We start from the raw sequence: 21,929 nt of genomic DNA, 5'->3' as shown, positions 1-21,929 counted from the left end.
CCATCACATCGGCCTACAAGTGGCACAAGAATTTCCAGGCCTGATAAGCGTAGCGCATCAGGCAGTCTGGCGTTGGTCATAACCCCATCACCCTCTGTAGCGGACATAACAACATGAAAGAACTTGTGGTCGTTGCCATTGGTGGCAACAGCATTATCAAAGATAACGCCAGCCAGTCGATTGAGCATCAGGCGGAGGCGGTGAAAGCCGTCGCCGATACGGTGCTGGAAATGCTGGCTTCCGATTACGACATTGTGCTGACCCACGGTAACGGGCCGCAGGTCGGGCTGGATTTACGCCGTGCGGAGATTGCCCACGAGCGCGAAGGGCTGCCCTTAACGCCGCTGGCGAACTGTGTGGCGGATACGCAAGGCGGCATTGGCTATCTGATCCAACAGGCGCTGAACAACCGGCTGGCGCGCCACGGCGAGAAAAAAGCCGTCACCGTGGTGACTCAGGTGGAAGTGGATAAAAACGATCCGGGATTTACTCATCCCACCAAGCCCATTGGCGCATTCTTCAATGAAAGCCAGCGTGACGAATTACAAAAGGCAAACCCTGACTGGCGTTTTGTTGAAGATGCCGGACGGGGCTATCGCCGGGTGGTCGCCTCGCCTGAACCGAAACGTATTGTCGAAGCACCGGCCATTAAGGCGCTGATCCAACAAGGCTTTGTGGTGATTGGCGCGGGCGGCGGCGGCATTCCGGTGGTGCGCAGTGAAGCCGGTGATTACCAAAGCGTGGACGCGGTTATCGACAAAGATCTCTCTACCGCGCTACTGGCGCGTGAAATTCACGCCGACATTCTGGTGATCACCACTGGCGTGGAAAAAGTGTGTATTCACTTTGGCAAACCCCAGCAGCAGGCGCTCGATCGGGTGGATATTGCCACCATGACCCGCTATATGCAGGAAGGGCATTTCCCGCCTGGCAGCATGTTGCCAAAAATCATCGCCAGCTTGACGTTCCTGGAGCAGGGCGGCAAAGAAGTGATTATCACCACGCCGGAATGCCTGCCAGCGGCGCTGCGCGGTGAAACGGGCACCCATATTATTAAAACGTAAGGATGTAAGATGAAAGAAAACAATAGCCGTCGTGAGTTTCTGAGCCAGAGCGGTAAGATGGTCACCGCCGCCGCGCTGTTTGGTACGTCTGTGCCGCTCGCCCATGCGGCGGTCTCTGGCACCACAAACTGCGAAGCGAATAACACCATGAAAATCACTGACCCGCACTATTATCTCGACAACGTGCTGCTGGAAACCGGTTTTGATTACGAAAACGGTGTGGCGGTGCAGACCCGCACGGCGCGCCAGACCGTGGAAATTCAGGACGGCAAAATTGTTGCCCTGCGCGAGAACAAGCAGCATCCGGACGCCACGCTGCCGCACTATGACGCTGGCGGTAAGTTGATGCTGCCCACCACCCGCGATATGCATATTCATCTCGACAAAACCTTTTACGGCGGGCCGTGGCGCTCGCTCAATCGCCCGGCAGGCACCACTATCCAGGACATGATTAAGCTCGAGCAAAAAATGCTGCCGGAGCTGCAACCCTACACGCAGGAGCGGGCGGAAAAACTGATTGATTTATTGCAGTCGAAAGGCACCACTATTGCCCGCAGCCACTGCAATATCGAACCGGTATCCGGTCTGAAAAATCTGCAAAATTTGCAGGCGGTGCTGGCGCGACGTCAGGCGGGCTTCGAGTGTGAAATTGTCGCCTTCCCGCAGCACGGTTTGCTGCTGTCGAAATCGGAGCCTTTGATGCGCGAAGCGATGCAGGCGGGGGCGCATTACGTCGGCGGGCTGGACCCGACCAGTGTTGATGGCGCGATGGAAAAATCCCTCGACACCATGTTCCAGATTGCGCTGGACTACGACAAAGGCGTCGATATTCACCTGCACGAAACCACGCCGGCGGGCGTGGCGGCCATCAATTATATGGTTGAAACCGTAGAGAAAACGCCGCAGCTGAAAGGTAAGCTGACCATCAGCCACGCCTTTGCGCTGGCAACGCTCAACGAGCAACAGGTAGATGAACTGGCGCACCGCATGGCGGCGCAGCAAATTTCAATCGCCTCGACGGTACCGATTGGTACGTTGCATATGCCGCTCAAACAGTTGCACGACAAAGGCGTAAAAGTCATGACCGGCACCGACAGCGTTATCGACCACTGGTCACCTTACGGCTTGGGCGACATGCTGGAAAAAGCCAATCTGTATGCGCAGCTTTATATCCGCCCCAATGAGCAGAACCTCTCCCGCTCGCTGTTTTTAGCCACTGGCGATGTATTGCCGCTCAACGAAAAAGGCGAGCGCGTCTGGCCAAAAGCGCAGGATGACGCCAGCTTTGTGCTGGTGGATGCCTCCTGTTCCGCCGAGGCGGTGGCGCGTATCTCGCCGAGAACGGCAACGTTCCATAAAGGGCAACTGGTGTGGGGGCGTGTGGCAGGGTGATATGCATTTGAAATGTCTGCAACGGTGAGTCGTAAGAGATTTATAGCCCCAGGGAGTGGGGCAGCCTGAATACGGGGTTGTTAGCCTTGATTCTCCTGAGCCGGAGAAATTATGAATGACACCGCTAACCACACCGCAAATATTGCGAGCCGCCTTAAGCATCCGGCAACGCATAACACTTCACTGGTTTACCGTCTTTCATTTCCACCAACATGCGGCTGGTCTGCAACGGCTTGTCCAGCATATTTTGTTGGAATTGATCGAACGCCTGGCTAGCTTCCTTAATTGCGACTTTTTGCGGCATTAAGCGGTTGTTGCACCATTTTCGCAAAATGACTTTATTGGCGCTGGTGGTATTCGCCTGTTCCGCTACGGCGCTGATGCTATCAATTCGTGACTGTAATTGTTTTTCTACCTTGCTGATAACCGTATCGAACTGCGCGTAATGATGTTCTATAGCCTGCTGGCGGCGCTCTACCAGCATCGTCTGACCCTCACTATGGCTGACCAGATGCAATGCTTGCCCGCGTACCTTCATCGCTAAATCCCACTCCATCGTCCGTTCTTCGATAATTTTTTGTTGCGCCTGAATTTTACTGGTGATTGTTGCGCTACTGAAAAAACTGCCGTCATTTATAGAGGCTACCTTCTCGCCAGCAAAGGCAATATCCGTCAGTAGATGATCCTGGAGTGTTGAAAAATCCTTTTCGATAGCTTCAAGCATTTGCCGTATTTCTGGCGAAGATTGCCCCTCAATGACGACAGGCGTGATTTGCTGTAAATACTGAATAGCGCCGACAATTTCAGATTTGCGGGCATTGTTCTGGAATGCAGAAATCTCCCGAATAGTTTCAATTATCTGCGTTAGTTTGTTGCTGATATCTGCCAGATGTTTTTGCGCCAGTATCGCCGAGGCGACATTCAGTAATATGCCGGCATTGACTAATTGATTCAGTTTGTCAGGGTTCAGCAAAACTGCGTGCGCTTTAATCCCTTTTTCCCCGAGGCTGAAGCCACGATATCCCGAGCCATCTTTCACTTTCGCCAGTGCGCCATCAATAATAACTTCCATATAGTGATGACTGGCAATATGGGCGGCGGTGGCGAGCGAAGGAAGCGTCTGTAAGAGTGGGCCTAACCGTGAAATTTCAGTAATGTCATGCCGTACCAGAGTGTCGGGATGGGTAATTTTATTTAAAGCGATAGACGATACAGTTAAAACGCGCTGCGACTTTTCATTTTCAAACACCCAGCGATTGTCATAGTTTGCGGTTGAAATTGTCGTTGATGATACCGATTCGCTCAGACGGTGATGGCGGGAATTTTTTAAGCGAATCCAGGCAATTTGCACCACACAGGGCAAGGTGATTCGGAACGCCGGGTTGGAAATATCATAAGCGGTATATAAGCCGGTGAGGGCTAACCCGACAGGACCGGTGAGAACGCCCAACACGCGACCTATCCCCAGACCCGCAATTAACGGTAGTGCCTTCCCCGTGGCGATCTGCGCCAGACCGCTTGCTACCATTGCCGCACGTTGCAAAAGAGGCAGCTCCATACGTGACAGCTTATCCAGGCTGATACTGGTGTTAATTCCCATATCGCGGAGAAGCTGACGGCGATCGTCATCTGACATTTTGTTCCAGGATGAAGCGAAAACGGCATCAATAATCAGTGATTCTTTTTCTTTTACCGGGGCATTTTTCGCGACTTTAATTTTCAGATGGCTGGCAACATCGTCAACAATTTCGCTATAGCTAACGCCATTGCCTCGGAACAGATTTATTACGGTGTTACCGCCAAAATGTTGCAGTTCGCGAATCAGCAAACGCAATGTTTCCTCATCAATAGCTTCGCTATTTTTACCATCGCGCAAGGCCTTTTTAACGCGGTCAGACTGGGAAAAATTAAATTTTCCGTCTGGGGTAATGTAATCAATCAGTAGATCGATATCGTTTTTGTCGGCGTTCAGTAGCAGAGCAACCAGCGTTTCATCGCCCTTAATGTCAATCTCGCTCATTTAATTGTCTCGTTGAATAGTGACTGGACGTTATTAGAAGCAGCGCGCCCCATGAAAAAGTTTCATACGTAAGTCTGGCGGCGAAAAAATAAAATCCCCAATCTTTGTGTCATAAAGCATAAATTCTGTGAATTATTTTTACCAAGCGATTTAAATTTCTTACGTATGCGTGTGATCAATGTTTTTGTGAGATATATAACGTTTTATTGATGTAAAAATCGAGACTTTTCCTATAATGAGCGGGCGATTTTTTTTCCTTGCTGGTGATGTTCTGCCCTGCAAATTTCTTTTCCTTCACTCAAGGTATTTAGATGTTTTCGCTGACTTCGTTCCTCGACACGTTAACCTCTGTTAATCCAGAAAATGTGCCGATTTATGTCGCTATTGTGGTTGGGGTTTTGTTGTTGGGTTTCATTGTCCGTTACGCTATTCCTTCATTTAGGGTTTCAGCGCGCTTTAAACAAAAAGCGAAAGCAATTCGGGGACTTGGCAATGAAAAACCGGCACAACAACTCGAAAAATTAGACGCGTTATTCTCTGATAAATTTTTTGCGCACCCCTGGAGCGAATTTAAAGAGTCTCTACATCGCCAGTTTGAGTTTGATGAAAATAGCGGGCAAAAAAAAATTAGCGCCATTCGCTCAACGGCTCCAGCGTCAGCATGGTTTACGGAACCGTTATTAGTCGAAATTCCTCTCTATACGGAAGCGTTTAAACATCTTCCAGGCATCCTGACCGGAATTGGGATCATCGGCACCTTTTCGGGGTTGATGATTGGTTTGCACCATTTTGACCCCAGCACGCCAGAGCAGGTCAGCGCCAGCGTCGCTAACCTTTTACGCGACGTTCTGTATGCGTTTTTAGGTTCGGCGTTTGCTATTACGTTTTCCATTCTGGTCACCATGTTTGAAAAATGGCGACTGGCGCAATGCTATAAAAACCTTGAACTCCTTACCGCCAGCATTGACCAGCTTTTTGAAGGCGGCGTCGGTGAAGATTACCTTTCGCAACTTCTTTCCAGTACTAAAGAAAACACCACCCATGCGCGGCAACTTAAGGATGGTCTGGTCACTGACCTGCGTGAAATGCTGCAAAACCTGGTGGATAGCCAGATGCGGGAAAATCAAAAGCTGGCAGAGACATTATCAACAACATACCGCGAGTCAGGCCAACAGTTTGCTGAACAGGTTAGTGGCGCTATCGAAACCAGCCTGAAAAATCCGCTGGATAAAATTGCTGGCGTGGTGCAAACCGCCTCCGGCGATCAGAGTCATCGTGTGCAGTCGATGCTGGAGAACGTCCTGACCGCCTTTATGAGCAAAATGGATAACACCTTTGGTCAGCAGTTCACCACCATGCAGGAGATGATGGGGCGTTCAGTGGAAGCCATTCAGTCTATGCAAAGCGGCTTCTCAACGTTGTTGCAGGATATGCGTCAGGCCGGGGATGACTCACGTCAGGGCAGCGCGCAACTGATCTCTCAACTGTTAAGCGAAATGAAAAGCGGTCAGCAGGAGATGCAGGCAGGGATGAATGAGATGCTGCGCAGCTTGCAGGAGTCCGTAGCCCGTATTGGCGCAGAAGGCGAAGGCGCGGGCGAACGGATGGCGCAACAACTGGAAAAAATCTTTGCCGACAGCGAAGCGCGTGAAAAAGCGATGGCGGAACAGATGCGCGCGTTTATTGAGGCTATCCAGTCCAGTGTTCAGCAAGGGCAAAATGAAACCATGGAGAAAATGGCGGCTTCCGTGGATACGCTTGGCAGCCATATGGCGACGCTCTTTGCACAGCTGGAAAATGGTCAGCAGCAACTTAATCAGCAGCAAAATCAGGCGCAAAATCTGCTGATGGGCAATATGAGCAAAGGTGTCGAAACGCTGACGCAAAACCTGGCGGGCGTATTCAGCCAACTGGAGTCCGGGCAAAAACAGATGAGCCAGACTCAGGAACAGGGGCAACGCGTGCTGCATGAAGAGACTCAGCAGCTTCTGGCACGTAGCGAAGCACGTGAGCAGGCGGCGGCTGAGCAACAACAACAGTTTATGACGTCGTTACAGCAAACCATGCATTCAAGTCAGGATGCCCTGCGAGAGAAAATGACCAGCGGTATCGATCACCTGGGTAGTCAACTTGGCAACCTGTTTGGGCAACTGGAAGAAGGCCAGAAGTCGCTCAGCCAGCAACAGCAATCAGCGCAGAGTGCGTTACAACAGGAAGCGCAGCGAATCATTGGTCAGCTTGAAAGTCAGGTTGAGTCGCTGATGCAGATGCTGCGTGAACAGCAATCGGCTTCAGGCGAGCTGCTGCAACGGATGGCGAAAAATACCACGCGCCATCTGGAAGAGATACAAACAGGAGCCGATAAAATGCGCGTGGCTGCCGACCGCTTTGAAGCTGCGGGCGATCGTGTCGCCGAGGCTAATCAGTTGACCGCCGAGGTGCTCAATGGCACGCAACAGGCGGGACGCACGCTTTCCAGTGCCAGCGCGGAGTTGGGGGCATTGATTGCTGATTATCGTAATACCCGCGAAGTCGTGGCGAATGCCATAACGGCACTCGAAACGCTGATTAACCGTAGCCATGATGAACAATCATCGCGCAGCCGTTTTGTTGACGATCTGAAGGCGTACTCTGAACGCCTGCAACAATATAACCGTGAGGCTCAGGAGTTCCTGCATAACATTGCCGAGGTAATGGGAACCAGTTTTGAATCCTTTACGACCGGAGTGGAAAACGGCCTGAATCGTTCACTGCAAGAGATGGATACGCAACTGACGAAAGCGGCGGGAGCCTTAAGTTCTTCGGTTGAGATTATCGGTGAAAGCGTGGATACGCTGGAAACAGTACTCCGTCATCGTCGCGCGTAAGGAACAGGCTGATGTTTAACCGGGTATTTAATGGCAGGCAACGGCGCAGCGATGAAGCGGAAAAACCCTTCTGGATCTCCTATGCAGACCTGATGACCGCCATGATGGTGCTGTTTCTGGTGGTGATGGTGGCGTCACTTAGCTCTGTTACGCAGCGGATCCAGCAGGCGGAAGCGGGGGAGAAATCGCGCGGGCATGATATCGCTCGCCTGTGTGAAAAACTTGAGCTTCAGGCGAAAAATCTCAACAAGACGATTCAGGTTGATTGCCATGACAACCGTATCAGCTTTGGTGAAGCCGGGCGTTTTGAGCACAATCGCTTTGCGCTTAACGCCGAAGGATTACAGGCGCTACAGGATGTGGTGCCGTTAGTGCTGGAGGCGGCAAATAGCGATGAAGGCAAAAAATGGTTTAAGCAAATTGTTATAGAAGGTTTTACGGATACCGACGGTTCTTATCTCTATAACTTGCACCTTTCGTTGCAACGCTCGGAATGGGTGATGTGCAGTTTGCTGGATAGCAGAAGCGCGCTACAGCAAAAAATAACCCCGGAACAGCAAGTCCAGATCCGCAAATTATTTCTGGCGGGCGGGGTTTCGTTCAACAATGCGAAAGAGAGTAAAGAAGCCAGCCGTCGCGTAGAACTGCGGATGCAATTCTTTGGCCTGAAAGACAAAAAGCACGACGAAAGCATGGATGTTGTTCCTGGCATTAGTCAGGAAACCTGTCAGTTGGGAGCCATGTAATGACTTCCGCTATTGAAAAACTGAAAACCCGTTTGCTGCCCTACCGGGAGCAGAACGTGCAGCCGACGGTAAGTCACGCTTTTCACTATCTTCAGCGCGTTATCGCGCAACTTGAGAGGAAGGTAGATGCTCGCGCAGTGCAGATGGTTCCCCCTCTGGAGAAACGCCGTCAGGCCATTGCCCGACTGCGTGCGGGGGAGATGCCAGGGCCCTTCGAGTGGAAGATGATTTTTTTTGGCCTTAATGACGTGGCAGAAGGCGATCTGTTTGAAATTGCATTGATTGATGATGCAACAAACTTCGCGAGGATTATCGCTGAAATTGAACAAAAAATTGCGCAGCAGCGGTTAACACGCCGCGAATGGCTGGCGTTATGTACCAGCTACTTTGGTCATTCCAGCGATACGCCGGAAAAGAATCCACAGTGGCTTCAGCTACGCACGCAAATTGCTCGCGGTTTTCAGCAGCTAAAAGAGAGTGCGCCGCGTCAGATGTCCTGGATGTCGGTCATTGACACCTATAGCGATATTTTTACCGATAATGCAGGTTTTCTTCTCGGACAACAGCTTGGGCGTGGAGAAATCACGGATATTTCGGTGCTGGAGAAAGTCGCGCAAATTCCGCAAACCAGCTGGTTATGGCGCAAAATTGTTAACCACCTGGTCAATGAGATTTTTTGCCTGACTGACGATGATTTTCAGCAGAAAATTAATTCTCTTATCGCCTTAAGCCGCCAGCTTACGCGGTTTAAAGATAATATTCTGGCAGCCATGCTGACCCGTTATTATCAGTCAGCTTTTAAACATCAAACGCATTTCGAACTCAAACAATTAGCCCTGGAATATTGGGGAAATCCACAGTTAACCAGCCGTAATAAAAGCTGGCAGGTTCACGTTGAAAATCCCGTATTACTGATGGTGCAAGGATGGTTCGCCAAAGACGACCTGAAACTGTTCTTTGAATTGCTGAAAGGCAATCGGGATGTTGACCATGCGCGCCTGTTCTACTGGCTACGTTTTGCCAATCAAATGAGCTATACGCGCATTGTGCTGGGCGAAGATGCGTTGCGATCCAAAGATGCCGATTATGTTGAATTCAGGGCGAAAAACGCAGGGCGATTAAGCCGCCTGCAAGGTTCTGGTTCACGCGATAACAATGCCATGATTATGCGCATTGGCGATTATCTGTTTGTCGAATTTTCGAAAGTGGGGGCGATGTATGCCTACCATATGGGGAATGCGCCTTTTAATCCGGAAACCGGCATTCTTGATATTGATTATGATCTGAAAGATAAGCGGAATAACCGCCGTAAAGTCCGGTTGCGTTTACCGCATTTATCGCCGGTATTTCTCTACTCACTCAACCGAATTGAGGGGTGGATGAGCCGATATGATGAAGAACTTCGTAAGCTGGGTATTGATTACGTTGCGGAAGATTTAAATCAGTCCTCTGTCACTTTGGATATCTCTCGCTTCAATGCGTCAAAGACCGTGAGTCGGCCTGAACCTGCATCGTTACCTGAACATGAAGTCAGTGATGCAAAGTCAGACCGGGAAGAGCAAATCAAAATCATCGCCTCCTCGTTAAAAGCCAAAAAAGAGCTCCCTGGCCGGGAACAGCAAATCCGGGAGATTATTCGTTCGGTCGATTGCAAAGTGATGGATAAACGAGGGCTGGGGGGCGCAATCCACATTCAGTTCAATGAACCTGACCATGAAGCGGCACAAAAATTACTCAACCTTGGGTTTAAACCGGTGCTGGGTAAATTTACTTACTGGAGCAAATAGTGTTCAAAAAATTGTTGGGTAAATTTATTAAAGAGAATACCTCACTACCCGCTTCATTTGTGCCGCTGTATGTAATGAAAGAAGAGGGCTTTGCTTTCCCCTTTAGTCTTGCCGATAGCGAAGATAACTGGCCTGTCGCCTCATGCCTGGAACAGCTTCATGAGGAAGATTATGTTTCACTCTGGTCTGATTGCTGGTTTCTTAGTTGGGATGATTTTTACCGCATCCGGAAAAATGACGACTATGCCAGCAGCCTGGCGATTTTCGCTTTTCCCCCACAGCGCAATCTGACGGCTCATCTTGCTGCAACAGGAAGCATTAGCGATGACACTTTTCGCGTTTTCATTGATAAATGGACCCTGCCTGACGACTATCGCCCTGTTGAGATAACTTGCACAGGCGCCAGTTTTTCCTCTGCGGAAGGCACCTTTGTGTTAAGTGAAGAGAACTGGCAACTTCTGGACGCACTACAGCAACTCAGGTTGCAGCAGCGACAGACGCCGGGCGAAACGGTCAACCAAACCAGTTGGGCCAAAATACGGCGGCAGGCCAAAAAAGCAGGGGCAAAACTGGATGACTATCTCGCGAAAACGATCGTCATCAGGCCGGAATCGTTGCAGTTAAAACTGCGAAAATCGCTGGTGGTGGATACTCCGGTACTGGAAATTGAACCTGTTTTTGATGAGCAGCCTGCCAACTGGTTACAGAGTTTTGACCGCACGCAACAGGTGCAGGATCGTTACCGTGTTTTAGGGGACGATGGTGTCTTAAACCATGTCATTCTTTCTCCTGAAGTCAAAGACGTCCTGACCTCCGTGCACGCTATTACGGGACGTCGCGTGGCGGGGGATGATGCGCTCTCATTTGTTCGCAACCCCTACACCTGGATTGGTGAAGAGGCGAGCCAGGTGCTCGATCCTGACGTTTATGAGCAGAATTTACAGGACGCCGGGATCTACTTTTATGATTTCCGCCTGGAGCCGCAGATTGATGAAAACAGGCAAATTGCGTCGGTAACGCTTCTTCTCAGTCCCAGAACTGAGCAATCTGTGGCGGATGAAACCTATATCTTTAAACGACCAGGTGAACTGGCGGCGTTGCTCTCTGAACTGGAACAAAAGTTAGCGGCACAACTGCCCGCCGGAGTCTGGCAGGGTTACGATCTGGAGCTTTCCAGATTCAGCCAGGAAGAACTGCAAGGTTATCAGGCATTGCTTGAAAACTGGCAGCACCAGGCGGCGGGAATGAATTTTACCCACGTCCTCGATCTGAACAAATACAGCGACCGGGTTATCGGGATCGGTGAATTTGAAAAAATAAGTTCGCCTTATCTGGTCAAAAGTGAAAGTGAAAAATGGCTTCCGGAGAACCTTGCGCAAGAGATGTGCGAGGCCATGTTCTCTGGCTGGGATCTCGATAATCATCAACATTTTCAGGAACTGGAAGAGCGGCTGGAAGAGGCAAAAGCCACGGATGCGCCGGAAGTCGCCATGCCCTGGAACGACAACCTTTTGCCCCGTGAAGAAGCAGAAATTTTCCACGATAAATGGAAAAAGAAAATCGATGGCGAAACAAATGATGGTGTCAGTAGTGAGCCGGTCAGTCGCGCCGTTCTGCTGATAGAACAAAATATCGAGCAGGCGCTGTATGTTAAACAACGGCGGGACTCTTTGCTCGGTGCACATCAGGCAGAAGTCGAACTACCGATGATCCTCAAAACGTCCATTCAGCTACGTGAACACCAGCGTAAAGGGGTAGCGTGGCTCCAGCAGTTGTATCTAAAGTCGCCAACCGAGACGGCGGGATGTTTACTGGCAGACGATATGGGGCTGGGTAAAACCTTACAGATTCTAACTTTTCTCATCTGGCACCGTGAACGTTTCCCGGATGCGCCTCCTTCGCTGATTGTTGCTCCGGTGTCGTTACTCGATAACTGGGAGCGTGAGGTTGGGAATTTCTTCCTGCGCGAGCAGGTGTCGATTTTAAAACTCTACGGTAATGAACTTAAGGCGAAGAAATGCGCGAAAGAGAGCATTCCTCAGGCGCTTAAAAGTAAGGGGATTAAGAACTTACTGCAAAGTGACTGGGTGGGGGACGCGCATATTGTTCTTACCACCTATGAGACGTTGCGCGATCAGGAATTTTCGCTGGCTCGCCAACCCTGGTCCATAATGGTGTGCGACGAAGCGCAGAAAATTAAAAATCCGGCGGCATTAATTACCCAATCGGCAAAAGCCATTCAGGCACAATTTAAAGTCGCATGTACCGGGACACCGGTCGAAAATACCCTTGTCGATCTGTGGTGTTTATTTGACTTCGTTCAGCCTGGTTTGTTGGGGGCTTTAAATAATTTTGGTAAAGATTATCTGCGCCCCATTGAGCAACAGAATGATAATGCTGTCCTCGAATCGCTACGTAAATTAATAGAACCGCAGACGCTGCGCCGCACCAAAGAAGAAGTGGCGAAAGACCTGCCGGATAAGATTGAAGATCAACGCTGTAAGCAGTTGAATATGCTGCCATTGCAACGGGATCTCTATACCCACTCGGTTGCAAGCTGGCAAAACCAACAGGAGATCAGCGAAGGGCTGGATCAACGAGGCTCAGGTATGCTGGGGTTACTGCATCGCCTGAAACTTATTTGCGCATGGCCTTATTCCGTCAGTGCAGATCTGCGCTTACGGAACGATGCCCCGAAAGTAAAATGGCTGCTGGAGACATTAAATACGATTCGCCAGTCATCCGATGACAAAGTGATTATTTTTACGGAACTGCGCGATATTCAACGAGAACTGCAACATCTGATTGCGCAGCATTTTGGCTTTAAGCCTTTTATTATTAATGGTGATACTAGTACCAAATCTGGCAGCGATCAAAATCGTCAGAGCCTGATCGATGCATTTCAGTCAACGCCCGGTTTTAACGTCATTATTTTATCCACCATTGCGGTTGGGTTTGGCGTCAATGTCCAAAAAGCAAATCATGTCATCCACTTTACCCGTTGCTGGAATCCGGCGAAGGAAGATCAGGCGACCGATCGGGCCTACCGTATCGGGCAGCAGAAAGATGTTTACGTCTATTATCCGACGGTGCGTGATAGCCAGTTAATGACTTTTGAAGAAACGCTGGATGAATTACTGAACCGACGCCGGGCATTGGCGAGAGATATGCTCAAAGGGGCAACCGATCTGACCGCCGCAGATTTTGAAGCGGTGCTGGCGGGTACACCGCAGGCGTAGGGAATGCAATGGGTGATGCTAAGACTCAAAAAAGCGTGCGGAGTTGTCTTCGCTATAACCGGGCAAGTAAATCGACAGGGATTCGTTATTGCTTTATTAATGAACAATAAAGACATTTTGTGAATGTATGAGTTGACATTCATATGAAAAAAATCATAATTCCGTCATGTTTGCGTAGGGCACTTTCTGTATCTTATGCATCGCACCAGGGCCTGACAGAAAATATGCTGTAAGGTTCGTATCAAAAAACCGCCATTAGCTCATCAGGAAGAGCAGACGACAACCAGGATTGTTGTATGGTACGGGGTTCGAGGCCTCGATGGCGGTCCAACTTTTCAATCGTATTAATTACCAATCATCAGCTTATTGCCGCGTCACCCCTTCATAAATCAGTCGTAGCGCGAATACACCAATAATCATCCCAATAATCCGACTGGCGACCTGCTGCATACGTCCATATGCGCGACGCACGGCAGGTAAAGAAAACGCCTGACTAAGAAATATACGCCAGATAACAGACGCGAACACGATCCCAGCCCAGGCCATTAAACGCGCCCAGGTCGGCGTTTCTGCACTTAACGTCACTGAGAAGATACTGATAAAAAATAAAACTGTTTGTGGATTAGAGAGATCGGTAATGAGTCCACGGCGGGAAAATACATACCAGGGGGCACTAAGGGGCTGCTGTAACGCGCTCATCTGTGGTGTTGATTGTCGGCGCATACTGTTCCAGGCAAACCATAAGAGATAAGCACCGCCGACGATTTTAATGAGTGAGAAAATCTCTTCACACTGGGTAATGAGCGTTGCCATCCCAAACAATCCCAGCCCGGAATAGATGGCGTCGCCCAGCGCCACACCAAGCCCGGTGAGTACGCCCGCACGACGGCCGGAAGCCAGACTGGTTTGAACCACGACAAAGAGATTTGCGCCTGGATTAAAAAATGTGATGACGAACAGTCCCACGGTCAGGTAAACGGCGTGCAAAGGATCCATAGTGATTTCATCCATAAATAAGCTGAATTAACTTCATCATATTTATAGTAAAAATGACTGAATGCGAGCGCGATCACAAAGAGCGTTGATCTAAAAAGAGTGCCACCCGCACGTGACGGGCGGCAAAGTGGCATTAAAAGAGATATTTCATGCCCAGCATTCCCTGGGTATCGCTGTAACCGTTGTCACCCAACTGCTGGGCGACGTTTCCCCACAGTTGCAGACGTGGATTAAGCTGACCTTCCACCCCAACTTTTAACTCGCCGATGTTACGTGTGCCGATGATTTCATCGCTGATGCCATCCATCTTCACGCTGTAATTGCGGGAGTTATAAATCCAGTTGGCTTCCACGAAAGGCTGGAAGGAACGCGCTTTATTATCATCAATAGCATTATGACCTTGCAGGTACGCTTTCACCCCCAGACGCGTTTGCAGGTTACCTTCGGTGCTGTCCTCAACCAGAGTACCATTGTCTTCAGTATGATTGTCTGCCTTCACATCCATCCACGTCAGTTGCATTTTAGGCTGCAACCAGTAGCTGGTGCGGGCATCTGCGCTTTCACCAAGACGGAAGGTATAACCCGCTTCAATGGCGGCGGTGATACCGTCAGAGTGATATTTTTCACTGGGCAGATACTCGCCGGAGACGGTGTTATCAAACCAGTTATAGAGCAACCAGCTATCAATATAAGTCCCTGTTTTATCTGCTTCGTTAGCGTACCAGGTGCCATACACGCCCACACTGTAGCCGTCGATTTGCCCGCGTGAGTTGTACCCGGTCAGGTTGGAATGTGTGTGACTCTTGCTGTTGGCGTAGCCAGCCATCAGGCCGAGATGCCAGCGATCGAGTGCGTTACTGCTCCATTGAGCAATATCGCCGCCAAGTTGCAGAACATAACGGTTGCTCTGGGTGTTCAGTTCATCCGAGCGATCCTTAAAGCGGTTATGCCCGCCAATGTTACGTAACCACAGACTGGTCACTTTCTGCTCGCCGGTCAGCAGGTCGGTGTATTGTGTTTCCCCCAGACGGTCATGCAGTCGGGTATTAAACAGGGTATTTGCCGCCTGAATATTGGCCACATAGCTGCCAATCTCCGGGCGATACTGATGCTTTCTTTCCGGCTGCGGAACAGATGGCGTAACAGGCGGCTCCGGTGTCACTGGCGGTTCTGGTGTTACAGGGGGTTCTGGTGTTACAGGAGGCTCAGGATCTGGTTCCGGGACTACAGGCAGTTCCGGTGGGGTATACGGTCCTGCGGGAATTTCACTGGTTAAAAACCAGTTCTGGTTGTCGCTTTTTGTCACGTTGTAATCATAGGGACCGGCAACAATACGCCCCTCTTTACTGAAAACGCCCTCTGACAGGCCGTCAACCTCTACAATTTTTATCCCTTCCAGGGTATCCGCGCCCAGGCCGCCCGCATTGTTGACCATGATGCGGGTGCTACCGGAAGTATCACCTTTTACGACGAGTTTATCCGTTGCGGAATTATCATCGCCTAATACAGTATGCATGACTAACAAACCATCACTGGCAGTATAGTTGCCGTTAATGGTCAGTGTGGTCGGCGTGAACTCGTGGCCTTGTTCATACGAAGACAGCGTTGCTGTTCCAGCCAGCGCCAGCGTTTTTAACGCTTGCGAATAACCGTTTAAATCGAGGTGTCCACCACCGTCGACAATAAAATCGGAGTTGGGGCTGAAGGTATTCTCTTTACCTGCGCGTAGGCTGCCTTTGGTTATATAGGTATTACCGGCATAGTTATTCATACCGGATAATGTTGTCGTCCCGGAGCCGACCTGGTTAACCTGGCCGTTTCCCTGTATAGGTGAGGCTAGGAGAAAATCGGTACTGGAGTGATTAAAGTTTACTACCGATGTGGAGGAAGCATCTGCGGCTCCCAAATGAATAAATGGCGTATTAATCGAACCTGCAGGCTGTTCAGCCTCACCTTGCGCACCACCAATATTTAAAACGCCTGTGGCGCCAGGTGCGACAGTAACCCAGATAAACGAATTGGCATTGATTGTTGCACCGTTATTAACGGTAAGGATACCGGTAGTATTAAAAGCAACATCTGGGCTGAATCCACCAAGATAAACATATTCAGCATTCAATGTTGAATTTTTACCGTCAACCAGAACCTCGCCATAACTATTACGATTTTTTGATGTACCATTGCCTGGATAAGCATATCCAATAGCTACCTGAGCTGAGGTAGTGAGTGTGCCGCCATTAGTAATACGTAAATTGCCGGTTCCCTGATCGCCAACAAGAGCAATGTTAGAGGAAACTGATGAGTTTTCCCCATCAATAACCATCAACCCTTTGGCATCACCATAATACTCACCAATCCTGAGTTCCTGCAGGCCACTTATCTTACTGCCTTCTAACACGTATACGGTGCCGGAACCTTCATTTGTACCCAAATACATTTTGGAGGTAGGGGTATCAAACTGCCAGTTGGTATGGTCGGATAAAGTGAGGGAACCTTCAGAGTTATTGCCTACGGTAGCATTAGCAGTAATAAGTGAAATATTTTCAATGAGTAATGAGCCGTTAGAGTTTTGGCCTACATTCAAAGAAGTAAAATGATTCCATCCGGGAGCATAACCCTCAGAGGCAATAACTTTTGCTTCTTCGCCATTATTAATGACAACAGTGCTATTTTCATCTGTGGGTGGGGTTACGGCCAGAGATACGGGTGTGGATAATATTGTTGAAATGGCTATAGCCAGGGTTGATAAAGCATGTTTTGCTAGTTTCATATCACTCACTTTCATCCTTAAATTTAAATGGCGAGATGTTTTTATTGCACTGTTTTTCTTCCCGAAGCCTTGTAAGGCGTAAATATACAAGTTGCTAAATGAGAATATCTGTAATATTAGATGCCATAAATTTATTAAAGTGTTAGTTGTTTATTGCATTGATAGGTTTTAGTGGTTTGTAAGTGGTGTGAATGAATTTTTCAATGTTATTATTAAAAAATAATGGCAAATCGTCTTAAGGTTAATAATGGATAAAGCAAATAATGCTTATAAAAATCAACTCAATAGATTGTTTTGTTTTTTTTGTTCAGAAAAATAATGTGGGTGGCGTAAGTTTTATATTGAATATCTGGCAGAGTGAAAATTTGAGATTTTTATAAAAAATAATTCAAATAACACCAGCGATAATTGCAGTGAAAGTTATTAACCAGTCGGACAAGAGTGGTTCGCATTAAGAACAATACAAATATATTCTCTTTTCCTGTGGATTTTTCCTAACCGCTGAACTACTTATTAATCAACCCTGATGATGACTGTTAGCTTCAGGGCATTAGCCAATCACACATTATGGAGTTCACCTATGAAAACTGGAACTAAGCTCTTAGTTGGTGCGTTAGCTTTTGTTGTCACAAACGTCTATGCCGCTGAATTGATGACTAAAGCGGAATTTGAAAAGGTTGAATCGCAATATGAAAAAATAGGTGATATTTCAACAAGTAATGAAATGTCGACTGCAGATGCAAAAGAAGATTTAATCAAAAAAGCGGATGAAAAAGGTGCTGATGTGTTGGTACTGACCTCCGGTCAGACTGACAATAAGATCCACGGCACGGCAAATATTTATAAGAAGAAGTAATTCTGAAGCCATGTAAATATGCCCGATGTGCACGTCTATCGGTGAATGCAATATATTGAAATTCATGATTTTGTAGGCCGGATAGGGGGTCACACCGCATCCGGCAATTTAATTTTTCAGCCGCCGCCAGAACGTCGTTCGGCTGATGCCTAAATAATTCGCCGCTGCTGTTTTATCACCATTAAATTTCTCCAGTGCCTGTTGGGGTGTCAGCAAGGGAGAGGCGGTAATTTTCGCCGACTCGTGGGCTAATTCCGGCAGTAGCCGTTGCAAAAACTGCGGCGTTAAATCCGGCGTCGGTTCCACACTTAAAAATAGCGCCAGTCGCTCCATCATATTGCGGAGTTCACGAATATTTCCCGGCCACTCATAGTGCAATAAAACCACCTGGCAGGTATTTAACCCCTCGCGTAACGCAGCAGAAAATGGGGCGGAGAGCGCCGCCAGAGACACTTTTAAAAAGCTTTCCGCCAACGGCAGAATATCCGCACCCCGCTCGCGCAGTGGCGGCAATTGCAGACGTAAAATACTCAGTCGATAAAACAGATCACGGCGAAAACGTCCTTGCTGCATATCCTCTTCCAGATTGCAGTGGGTGGCGCTGATGACCCGCACATTTACCGGAACAGGCTGATGTCCGCCGACGCGAGTGACCTCTTTTTCTTCCAGCACCCGCAGCAGGCGAGTCTGCAAAGGCAGCGGCATTTCGCCAATTTCATCAAGAAACAGCGTGCCGCCGTGGGCAATTTCGAACAGCCCGGCGCGACCTCCGCGTCGCGAGCCGGTAAATGCCCCTTCCTCATAGCCAAATAGCTCCGCTTCCAGCAATGATTCGGCAATCGCTCCGCAGTTAACGGCAACAAACGGATGTGATTTTTTACCGTGGCGAGCGTCATGACAGGCAAAGTATTCCCGATGTATCGCCTGAGCCGCCAGCTCTTTACCGGTTCCCGTTTCTCCCTGAATCAGCACCGCCGCACTGGATCGGGCATAGAGCAAAATGGTTTGCCGCACTTGTTCCATCTGTGGCGATTGACCAAGCATATCGCTCAAAACGTAACGAGTACGCAGGGCGTTGCGGGTAGTGTTCTGGGCGTTATGCCTTAGAGACATGCGTGTCATATCCAGCGCATCGCTGAACGCCTGGCGCACGGTGGCAGCGGAATAGATAAAAATTCCGGTCATTCCGGCTTCTTCTGCCAGATCGGTAATCAGCCCGGCACCGACCACGGCTTCGGTGCCGCTAGCTTTTAGCTCGTTAATCTGCCCGCGTGCGTCTTCTTCGGTGATGTAACTACGTTGGTCGAGACGCAGATTAAAGGTTTTTTGAAACGCCACCAGTGCCGGAATGGTTTCCTGATAAGTAACGACGCCAATCGATGAGGTAAGTTTTCCGGCTTTTGCCAGCGCCTGTAACACATCAAAGCCGCTCGGTTTAATCAAAATAACGGGCACTGACAGGCGGCTTTTCAGGTACGCGCCGTTAGAGCCAGCGGCGATGATAGCGTCGCAGCGTTCACTTGCTAGTTTTTTGCGGATGTAGGCCACCGCTTTTTCAAAGCCAAGCTGGATAGGCGTTATGTTCGCCAGGTGATCAAACTCAAGGCTGATATCGCGAAACAGTTCGAACAAGCGCGTCACTGATACCGTCCAAAAAATGGGTTTATCGTCGTTCAGCCGTGGTGGATGTGCCATAGCACCCCAAAGAATTAAGAAACCGAATATTGGGTTTAGTCTTGTTTCATAATTGTTGCAATGAAACACGGTGAAACATTGCCTGAAACGTTAACTGAAACGCATATTTGCAGATTAAGTAAGAGTGTTTTTGTTAACAAATTGAAATGTATTGGTTATTTTGAGTTTATCAATTGTGGCATAGCCCTTGCTTTGTGTTTATCAACGAAAATAACAAGTTGATAACAAAGGATGGGCTATGTCTCTACACTCTCCAGGTAAAGCGTTTCGCGCCGCACTCTCCAAAGAAACTCCGTTGCAAATTGTTGGCACCATTAACGCCAACCATGCGTTGTTGGCGCAGCGTGCCGGATATCAGGCGATTTATCTCTCCGGTGGTGGCGTGGCGGCAGGTTCGCTGGGGCTACCCGATCTCGGTATTTCTACCCTTGATGATGTGCTGACCGATATTCGGCGTATCACCGACGTTTGCTCGCTGCCGCTGCTGGTTGATGCCGATATCGGCTTTGGCTCTTCGGCCTTTAACGTGGCGCGTACTGTGAAATCGATGATTAAAGCCGGTGCGGCAGGATTGCATATTGAAGATCAGATCGGCGCGAAACGCTGCGGTCATCGTCCGAACAAAGCGATCGTCTCGAAAGAGGAGATGGTTGATCGGATCCGCGCGGCGGTGGATGCGAAAACCGATCCTGATTTTGTGATCATGGCGCGCACCGATGCGCTGGCAGTGGAAGGTCTGGACGGCGCGATCGAACGCGCGCGAGCCTATGTTGAAGCCGGTGCCGAGATGCTGTTCCCGGAGGCGATTACTGAACTCGCCATGTACCGCCAGTTTGCCGATGCGGTGCAGGTGCCAATCCTCGCCAACATTACCGAATTTGGCGCCACGCCCCTGTTCACCACCGATGAATTACGCAGCGCCCATGTCGCAATGGCGCTGTACCCGCTTTCAGCATTCCGCGCCATGAACCGCGCCGCTGAACATGTCTACAACATCCTGCGCCAGGAAGGCACGCAGAAAAGCGTGATCGACACCATGCAGACCCGTAACGAGTTGTACGAAAGCATCAACTACTACCAGTACGAAGAGAAGCTCGACGACCTGTTTGCCCGTAGCCAGGCGAAATAAACAAACGTCTGGTGGTTGTATTCGACAACCGATGCCTGATGCGCCGCTGACGCGACTTATCAGGCCTACGAGGTGTACTGAACTGTAGGTCGGATAAGACGCATGGCGTCGCATCCGACAACAATCTCGACCCTACAAATGATAACAATGACGAGGACAACATGAGCGACACAACGATCCTGCAAAACAGTACCCATGTCATTAAACCAAAAAAATCTGTGGCACTTTCTGGCGTTCCGGCGGGTAACACCGCGCTTTGTACCGTAGGCAAAAGCGGCAACGACCTGCACTATCGCGGCTACGATATTCTCGATCTCGCAGAACATTGCGAATTTGAAGAAGTGGCGCATCTGCTGATCCACGGCAAACTGCCGACCCGTGACGAACTCGCCGCTTACAAAACGAAACTGAAAGCCCTGCGCGGTTTACCGGCTAACGTGCGTACCGTGCTGGAGGCTTTACCTGCGGCGTCGCACCCGATGGATGTTATGCGCACCGGCGTTTCCGCGCTCGGCTGCACGCTGCCGGAAAAAGAGGGGCACACCGTCTCCGGCGCGCGGGATATTGCCGACAAACTGTTGGCGTCGCTGAGTTCGATTCTTCTCTACTGGTATCACTACAGCCACAACGGCGAACGCATCCAGCCGGAAACCGATGACGACTCTATCGGCGGTCACTTCCTGCATCTGCTGCATGGTGAAAAGCCGTCGCAAAGTTGGGAAAAGGCGATGCAAATTTCGCTGGTGCTGTACGCCGAGCATGAGTTTAACGCCTCCACCTTTACCAGCCGGGTGATTGCGGGCACCGGCTCTGATATGTATTCAGCCATTATCGGCGCGATTGGTGCACTGCGCGGGCCGAAGCACGGCGGGGCGAATGAAGTGTCACTGGAGATCCAGCAACGCTACGAAACGCCGGACGAAGCCGAAGCGGATATCCGCAAGCGCGTGGAAAACAAAGAAGTGGTGATTGGTTTTGGCCATCCGGTTTATACCATCGCCGACCCGCGCCATCAGGTGATCAAGCGTGTGGCGAAGCAGCTCTCGCAGGAAGGCGGCTCGCTGAAGATGTACAACATTGCCGATCGCCTGGAAACGGTGATGTGGGAGAGCAAAAAGATGTTCCCCAATCTCGACTGGTTCTCCGCTGTTTCCTACAACATGATGGGCGTTCCCACCGAGATGTTCACTCCACTGTTTGTTATCGCCCGCGTCACCGGCTGGGCGGCGCACATTATCGAACAACGTCAGGACAACAAAATTATCCGTCCTTCCGCTAATTACATAGGGCCGGAAGACCGCCCGTTTGTTGCGCTGGATAAGCGGCAGTAAGAAGAACGGAGCAGGAGGTAACAGCGCGCACAATTTG

The 21,929-nt window shown here is 49.7% G+C and carries 13 protein-coding genes; 9 read left to right on the top strand and 4 right to left on the bottom strand.

All coding sequences use genetic code 11. The features are described 5' to 3' along the window. Positions 1-113 precede the first annotated feature (113 nt). Together A7589_RS12685 and A7589_RS12680 are read left to right on the top strand one after the other, a co-directional pair. The gene (locus tag A7589_RS12685) at positions 114-1,064 is read left to right on the top strand and encodes a carbamate kinase family protein (protein WP_000661661.1); all 951 of its coding nucleotides are present in this window, start codon (positions 114-116) and stop codon (positions 1,062-1,064) included. A 9-nt stretch (positions 1,065-1,073) separates the two neighbouring features. After that, entirely contained in the window at positions 1,074-2,456 is a 1,383-nt protein-coding gene (locus tag A7589_RS12680; protein WP_105282893.1) for an amidohydrolase family protein, read from the top strand. Positions 2,457-2,610: 154 nt separating this feature from the next. On the opposite strand, the gene A7589_RS12675 is transcribed toward A7589_RS12680, so the two are convergent. Beyond that, positions 2,611-4,476, bottom strand: coding sequence for a YaaW family protein (locus A7589_RS12675; RefSeq protein WP_105285954.1), 1,866 nt, complete (start codon positions 4,474-4,476; stop codon positions 2,611-2,613). A gap of 311 nt (positions 4,477-4,787) precedes the next feature. Here A7589_RS12675 and zorA1 point away from each other — a divergent pair, with 311 nt between their 5' ends. The 4 genes from zorA1 to zorD are packed head-to-tail and all read left to right on the top strand — an operon-like array spanning position 4,788 to position 13,115. Next, positions 4,788-7,343: a type I Zorya anti-phage system protein ZorA1 gene (gene zorA1 / locus A7589_RS12670; RefSeq protein ID WP_000492263.1), complete on the top strand. Its 2,556-nt coding sequence runs from the start codon at positions 4,788-4,790 to the stop codon at positions 7,341-7,343. A gap of 11 nt (positions 7,344-7,354) precedes the next feature. After that, on the top strand, positions 7,355-8,089 hold the full coding sequence (gene zorB1 / locus A7589_RS12665; RefSeq protein WP_000483325.1) for a type I Zorya anti-phage system protein ZorB1: 735 nt from the start codon (positions 7,355-7,357) through the stop codon (positions 8,087-8,089). Then, complete coding sequence (gene zorC / locus A7589_RS12660) at positions 8,089-9,876, top strand: type I Zorya anti-phage system protein ZorC (RefSeq protein WP_108188864.1); 1,788 nt, start codon at positions 8,089-8,091, stop codon at positions 9,874-9,876. The genes zorB1 and zorC overlap by 1 nt, the downstream gene beginning before the upstream one ends. Beyond that, positions 9,876-13,115 carry a type I Zorya anti-phage system protein ZorD gene (zorD, locus tag A7589_RS12655; RefSeq protein WP_000473724.1) on the top strand — a complete coding sequence of 1,080 codons (3,240 nt, stop codon included), beginning with the start codon at positions 9,876-9,878 and terminating at the stop codon, positions 13,113-13,115. Before zorC ends, zorD begins: the two co-directional genes overlap by 1 nt. 363 nt (positions 13,116-13,478) lie before the next feature. Here the strand turns inward: zorD and A7589_RS12650 are convergent, their stop codons facing one another. After that, positions 13,479-14,111, bottom strand: coding sequence for a LysE family transporter (locus tag A7589_RS12650; RefSeq protein WP_133174888.1), 633 nt, complete (start codon positions 14,109-14,111; stop codon positions 13,479-13,481). A gap of 133 nt (positions 14,112-14,244) precedes the next feature. After that, positions 14,245-16,890 (bottom strand): autotransporter outer membrane beta-barrel domain-containing protein, encoded by a 2,646-nt coding sequence (locus A7589_RS12645; RefSeq protein ID WP_108188862.1) that lies wholly within the window; start codon positions 16,888-16,890, stop codon positions 14,245-14,247. 571 nt (positions 16,891-17,461) lie between these two features. On the opposite strand from A7589_RS12645, the gene yahO reads away from it, so the two are divergent. Further along, positions 17,462-17,737 carry a DUF1471 family periplasmic protein YahO gene (gene yahO / locus A7589_RS12640; protein WP_000848012.1) on the top strand — a complete coding sequence of 92 codons (276 nt, stop codon included), beginning with the start codon at positions 17,462-17,464 and terminating at the stop codon, positions 17,735-17,737. A 108-nt stretch (positions 17,738-17,845) separates the two neighbouring features. Here yahO and prpR read toward each other — a convergent pair whose 3' ends face one another. Further along, the gene (prpR, locus tag A7589_RS12635; RefSeq protein WP_105282742.1) at positions 17,846-19,432 is read right to left on the bottom strand and encodes a propionate catabolism operon regulatory protein PrpR; all 1,587 of its coding nucleotides are present in this window, start codon (positions 19,430-19,432) and stop codon (positions 17,846-17,848) included. Between the two features lie 238 nt (positions 19,433-19,670). Between prpR and prpB the strand changes: the two genes are divergently transcribed. After that, a complete protein-coding gene (gene prpB / locus A7589_RS12630) occupies positions 19,671-20,561 on the top strand; it encodes a methylisocitrate lyase (protein ID WP_000052180.1) in 891 nt (296 codons plus the stop codon). A gap of 161 nt (positions 20,562-20,722) precedes the next feature. Next, the gene (prpC, locus tag A7589_RS12625) at positions 20,723-21,892 is read left to right on the top strand and encodes a bifunctional 2-methylcitrate synthase/citrate synthase (RefSeq protein WP_016159229.1); all 1,170 of its coding nucleotides are present in this window, start codon (positions 20,723-20,725) and stop codon (positions 21,890-21,892) included. Positions 21,893-21,929 lie beyond the last annotated feature (37 nt).

The organism is Escherichia sp. MOD1-EC6475 (assembly GCF_003046645.1).
Lineage (GTDB): Bacteria > Pseudomonadota > Gammaproteobacteria > Enterobacterales > Enterobacteriaceae > Escherichia > Escherichia ruysiae.
Note: the sequence above shows the minus strand (reverse complement) of the source record. Positions and strands in the feature narration are given on the sequence as shown.

What these genes read in the sequence shown, in the direction of transcription:
- A7589_RS12685 (WP_000661661.1), top strand. Translation starts at nt 114, where the DNA reads ATGAAAGAACTTGTGGTCGTTGCCATTGGTGGCAACAGCATTATCAAA.
- A7589_RS12680 (WP_105282893.1), top strand. Translation starts at nt 1,074, where the DNA reads ATGAAAGAAAACAATAGCCGTCGTGAGTTTCTGAGCCAGAGCGGTAAG.
- A7589_RS12675 (WP_105285954.1), bottom strand. Translation starts at nt 4,476, where the DNA reads ATGAGCGAGATTGACATTAAGGGCGATGAAACGCTGGTTGCTCTGCTA.
- zorA1 (WP_000492263.1), top strand. Translation starts at nt 4,788, where the DNA reads ATGTTTTCGCTGACTTCGTTCCTCGACACGTTAACCTCTGTTAATCCA.
- zorB1 (WP_000483325.1), top strand. Translation starts at nt 7,355, where the DNA reads ATGTTTAACCGGGTATTTAATGGCAGGCAACGGCGCAGCGATGAAGCG.
- zorC (WP_108188864.1), top strand. Translation starts at nt 8,089, where the DNA reads ATGACTTCCGCTATTGAAAAACTGAAAACCCGTTTGCTGCCCTACCGG.
- A7589_RS12650 (WP_133174888.1), bottom strand. Translation starts at nt 14,111, where the DNA reads ATGGATCCTTTGCACGCCGTTTACCTGACCGTGGGACTGTTCGTCATC.
- yahO (WP_000848012.1), top strand. Translation starts at nt 17,462, where the DNA reads ATGAAAACTGGAACTAAGCTCTTAGTTGGTGCGTTAGCTTTTGTTGTC.
- prpR (WP_105282742.1), bottom strand. Translation starts at nt 19,432, where the DNA reads ATGGCACATCCACCACGGCTGAACGACGATAAACCCATTTTTTGGACG.
- prpB (WP_000052180.1), top strand. Translation starts at nt 19,671, where the DNA reads ATGTCTCTACACTCTCCAGGTAAAGCGTTTCGCGCCGCACTCTCCAAA.
- prpC (WP_016159229.1), top strand. Translation starts at nt 20,723, where the DNA reads ATGAGCGACACAACGATCCTGCAAAACAGTACCCATGTCATTAAACCA.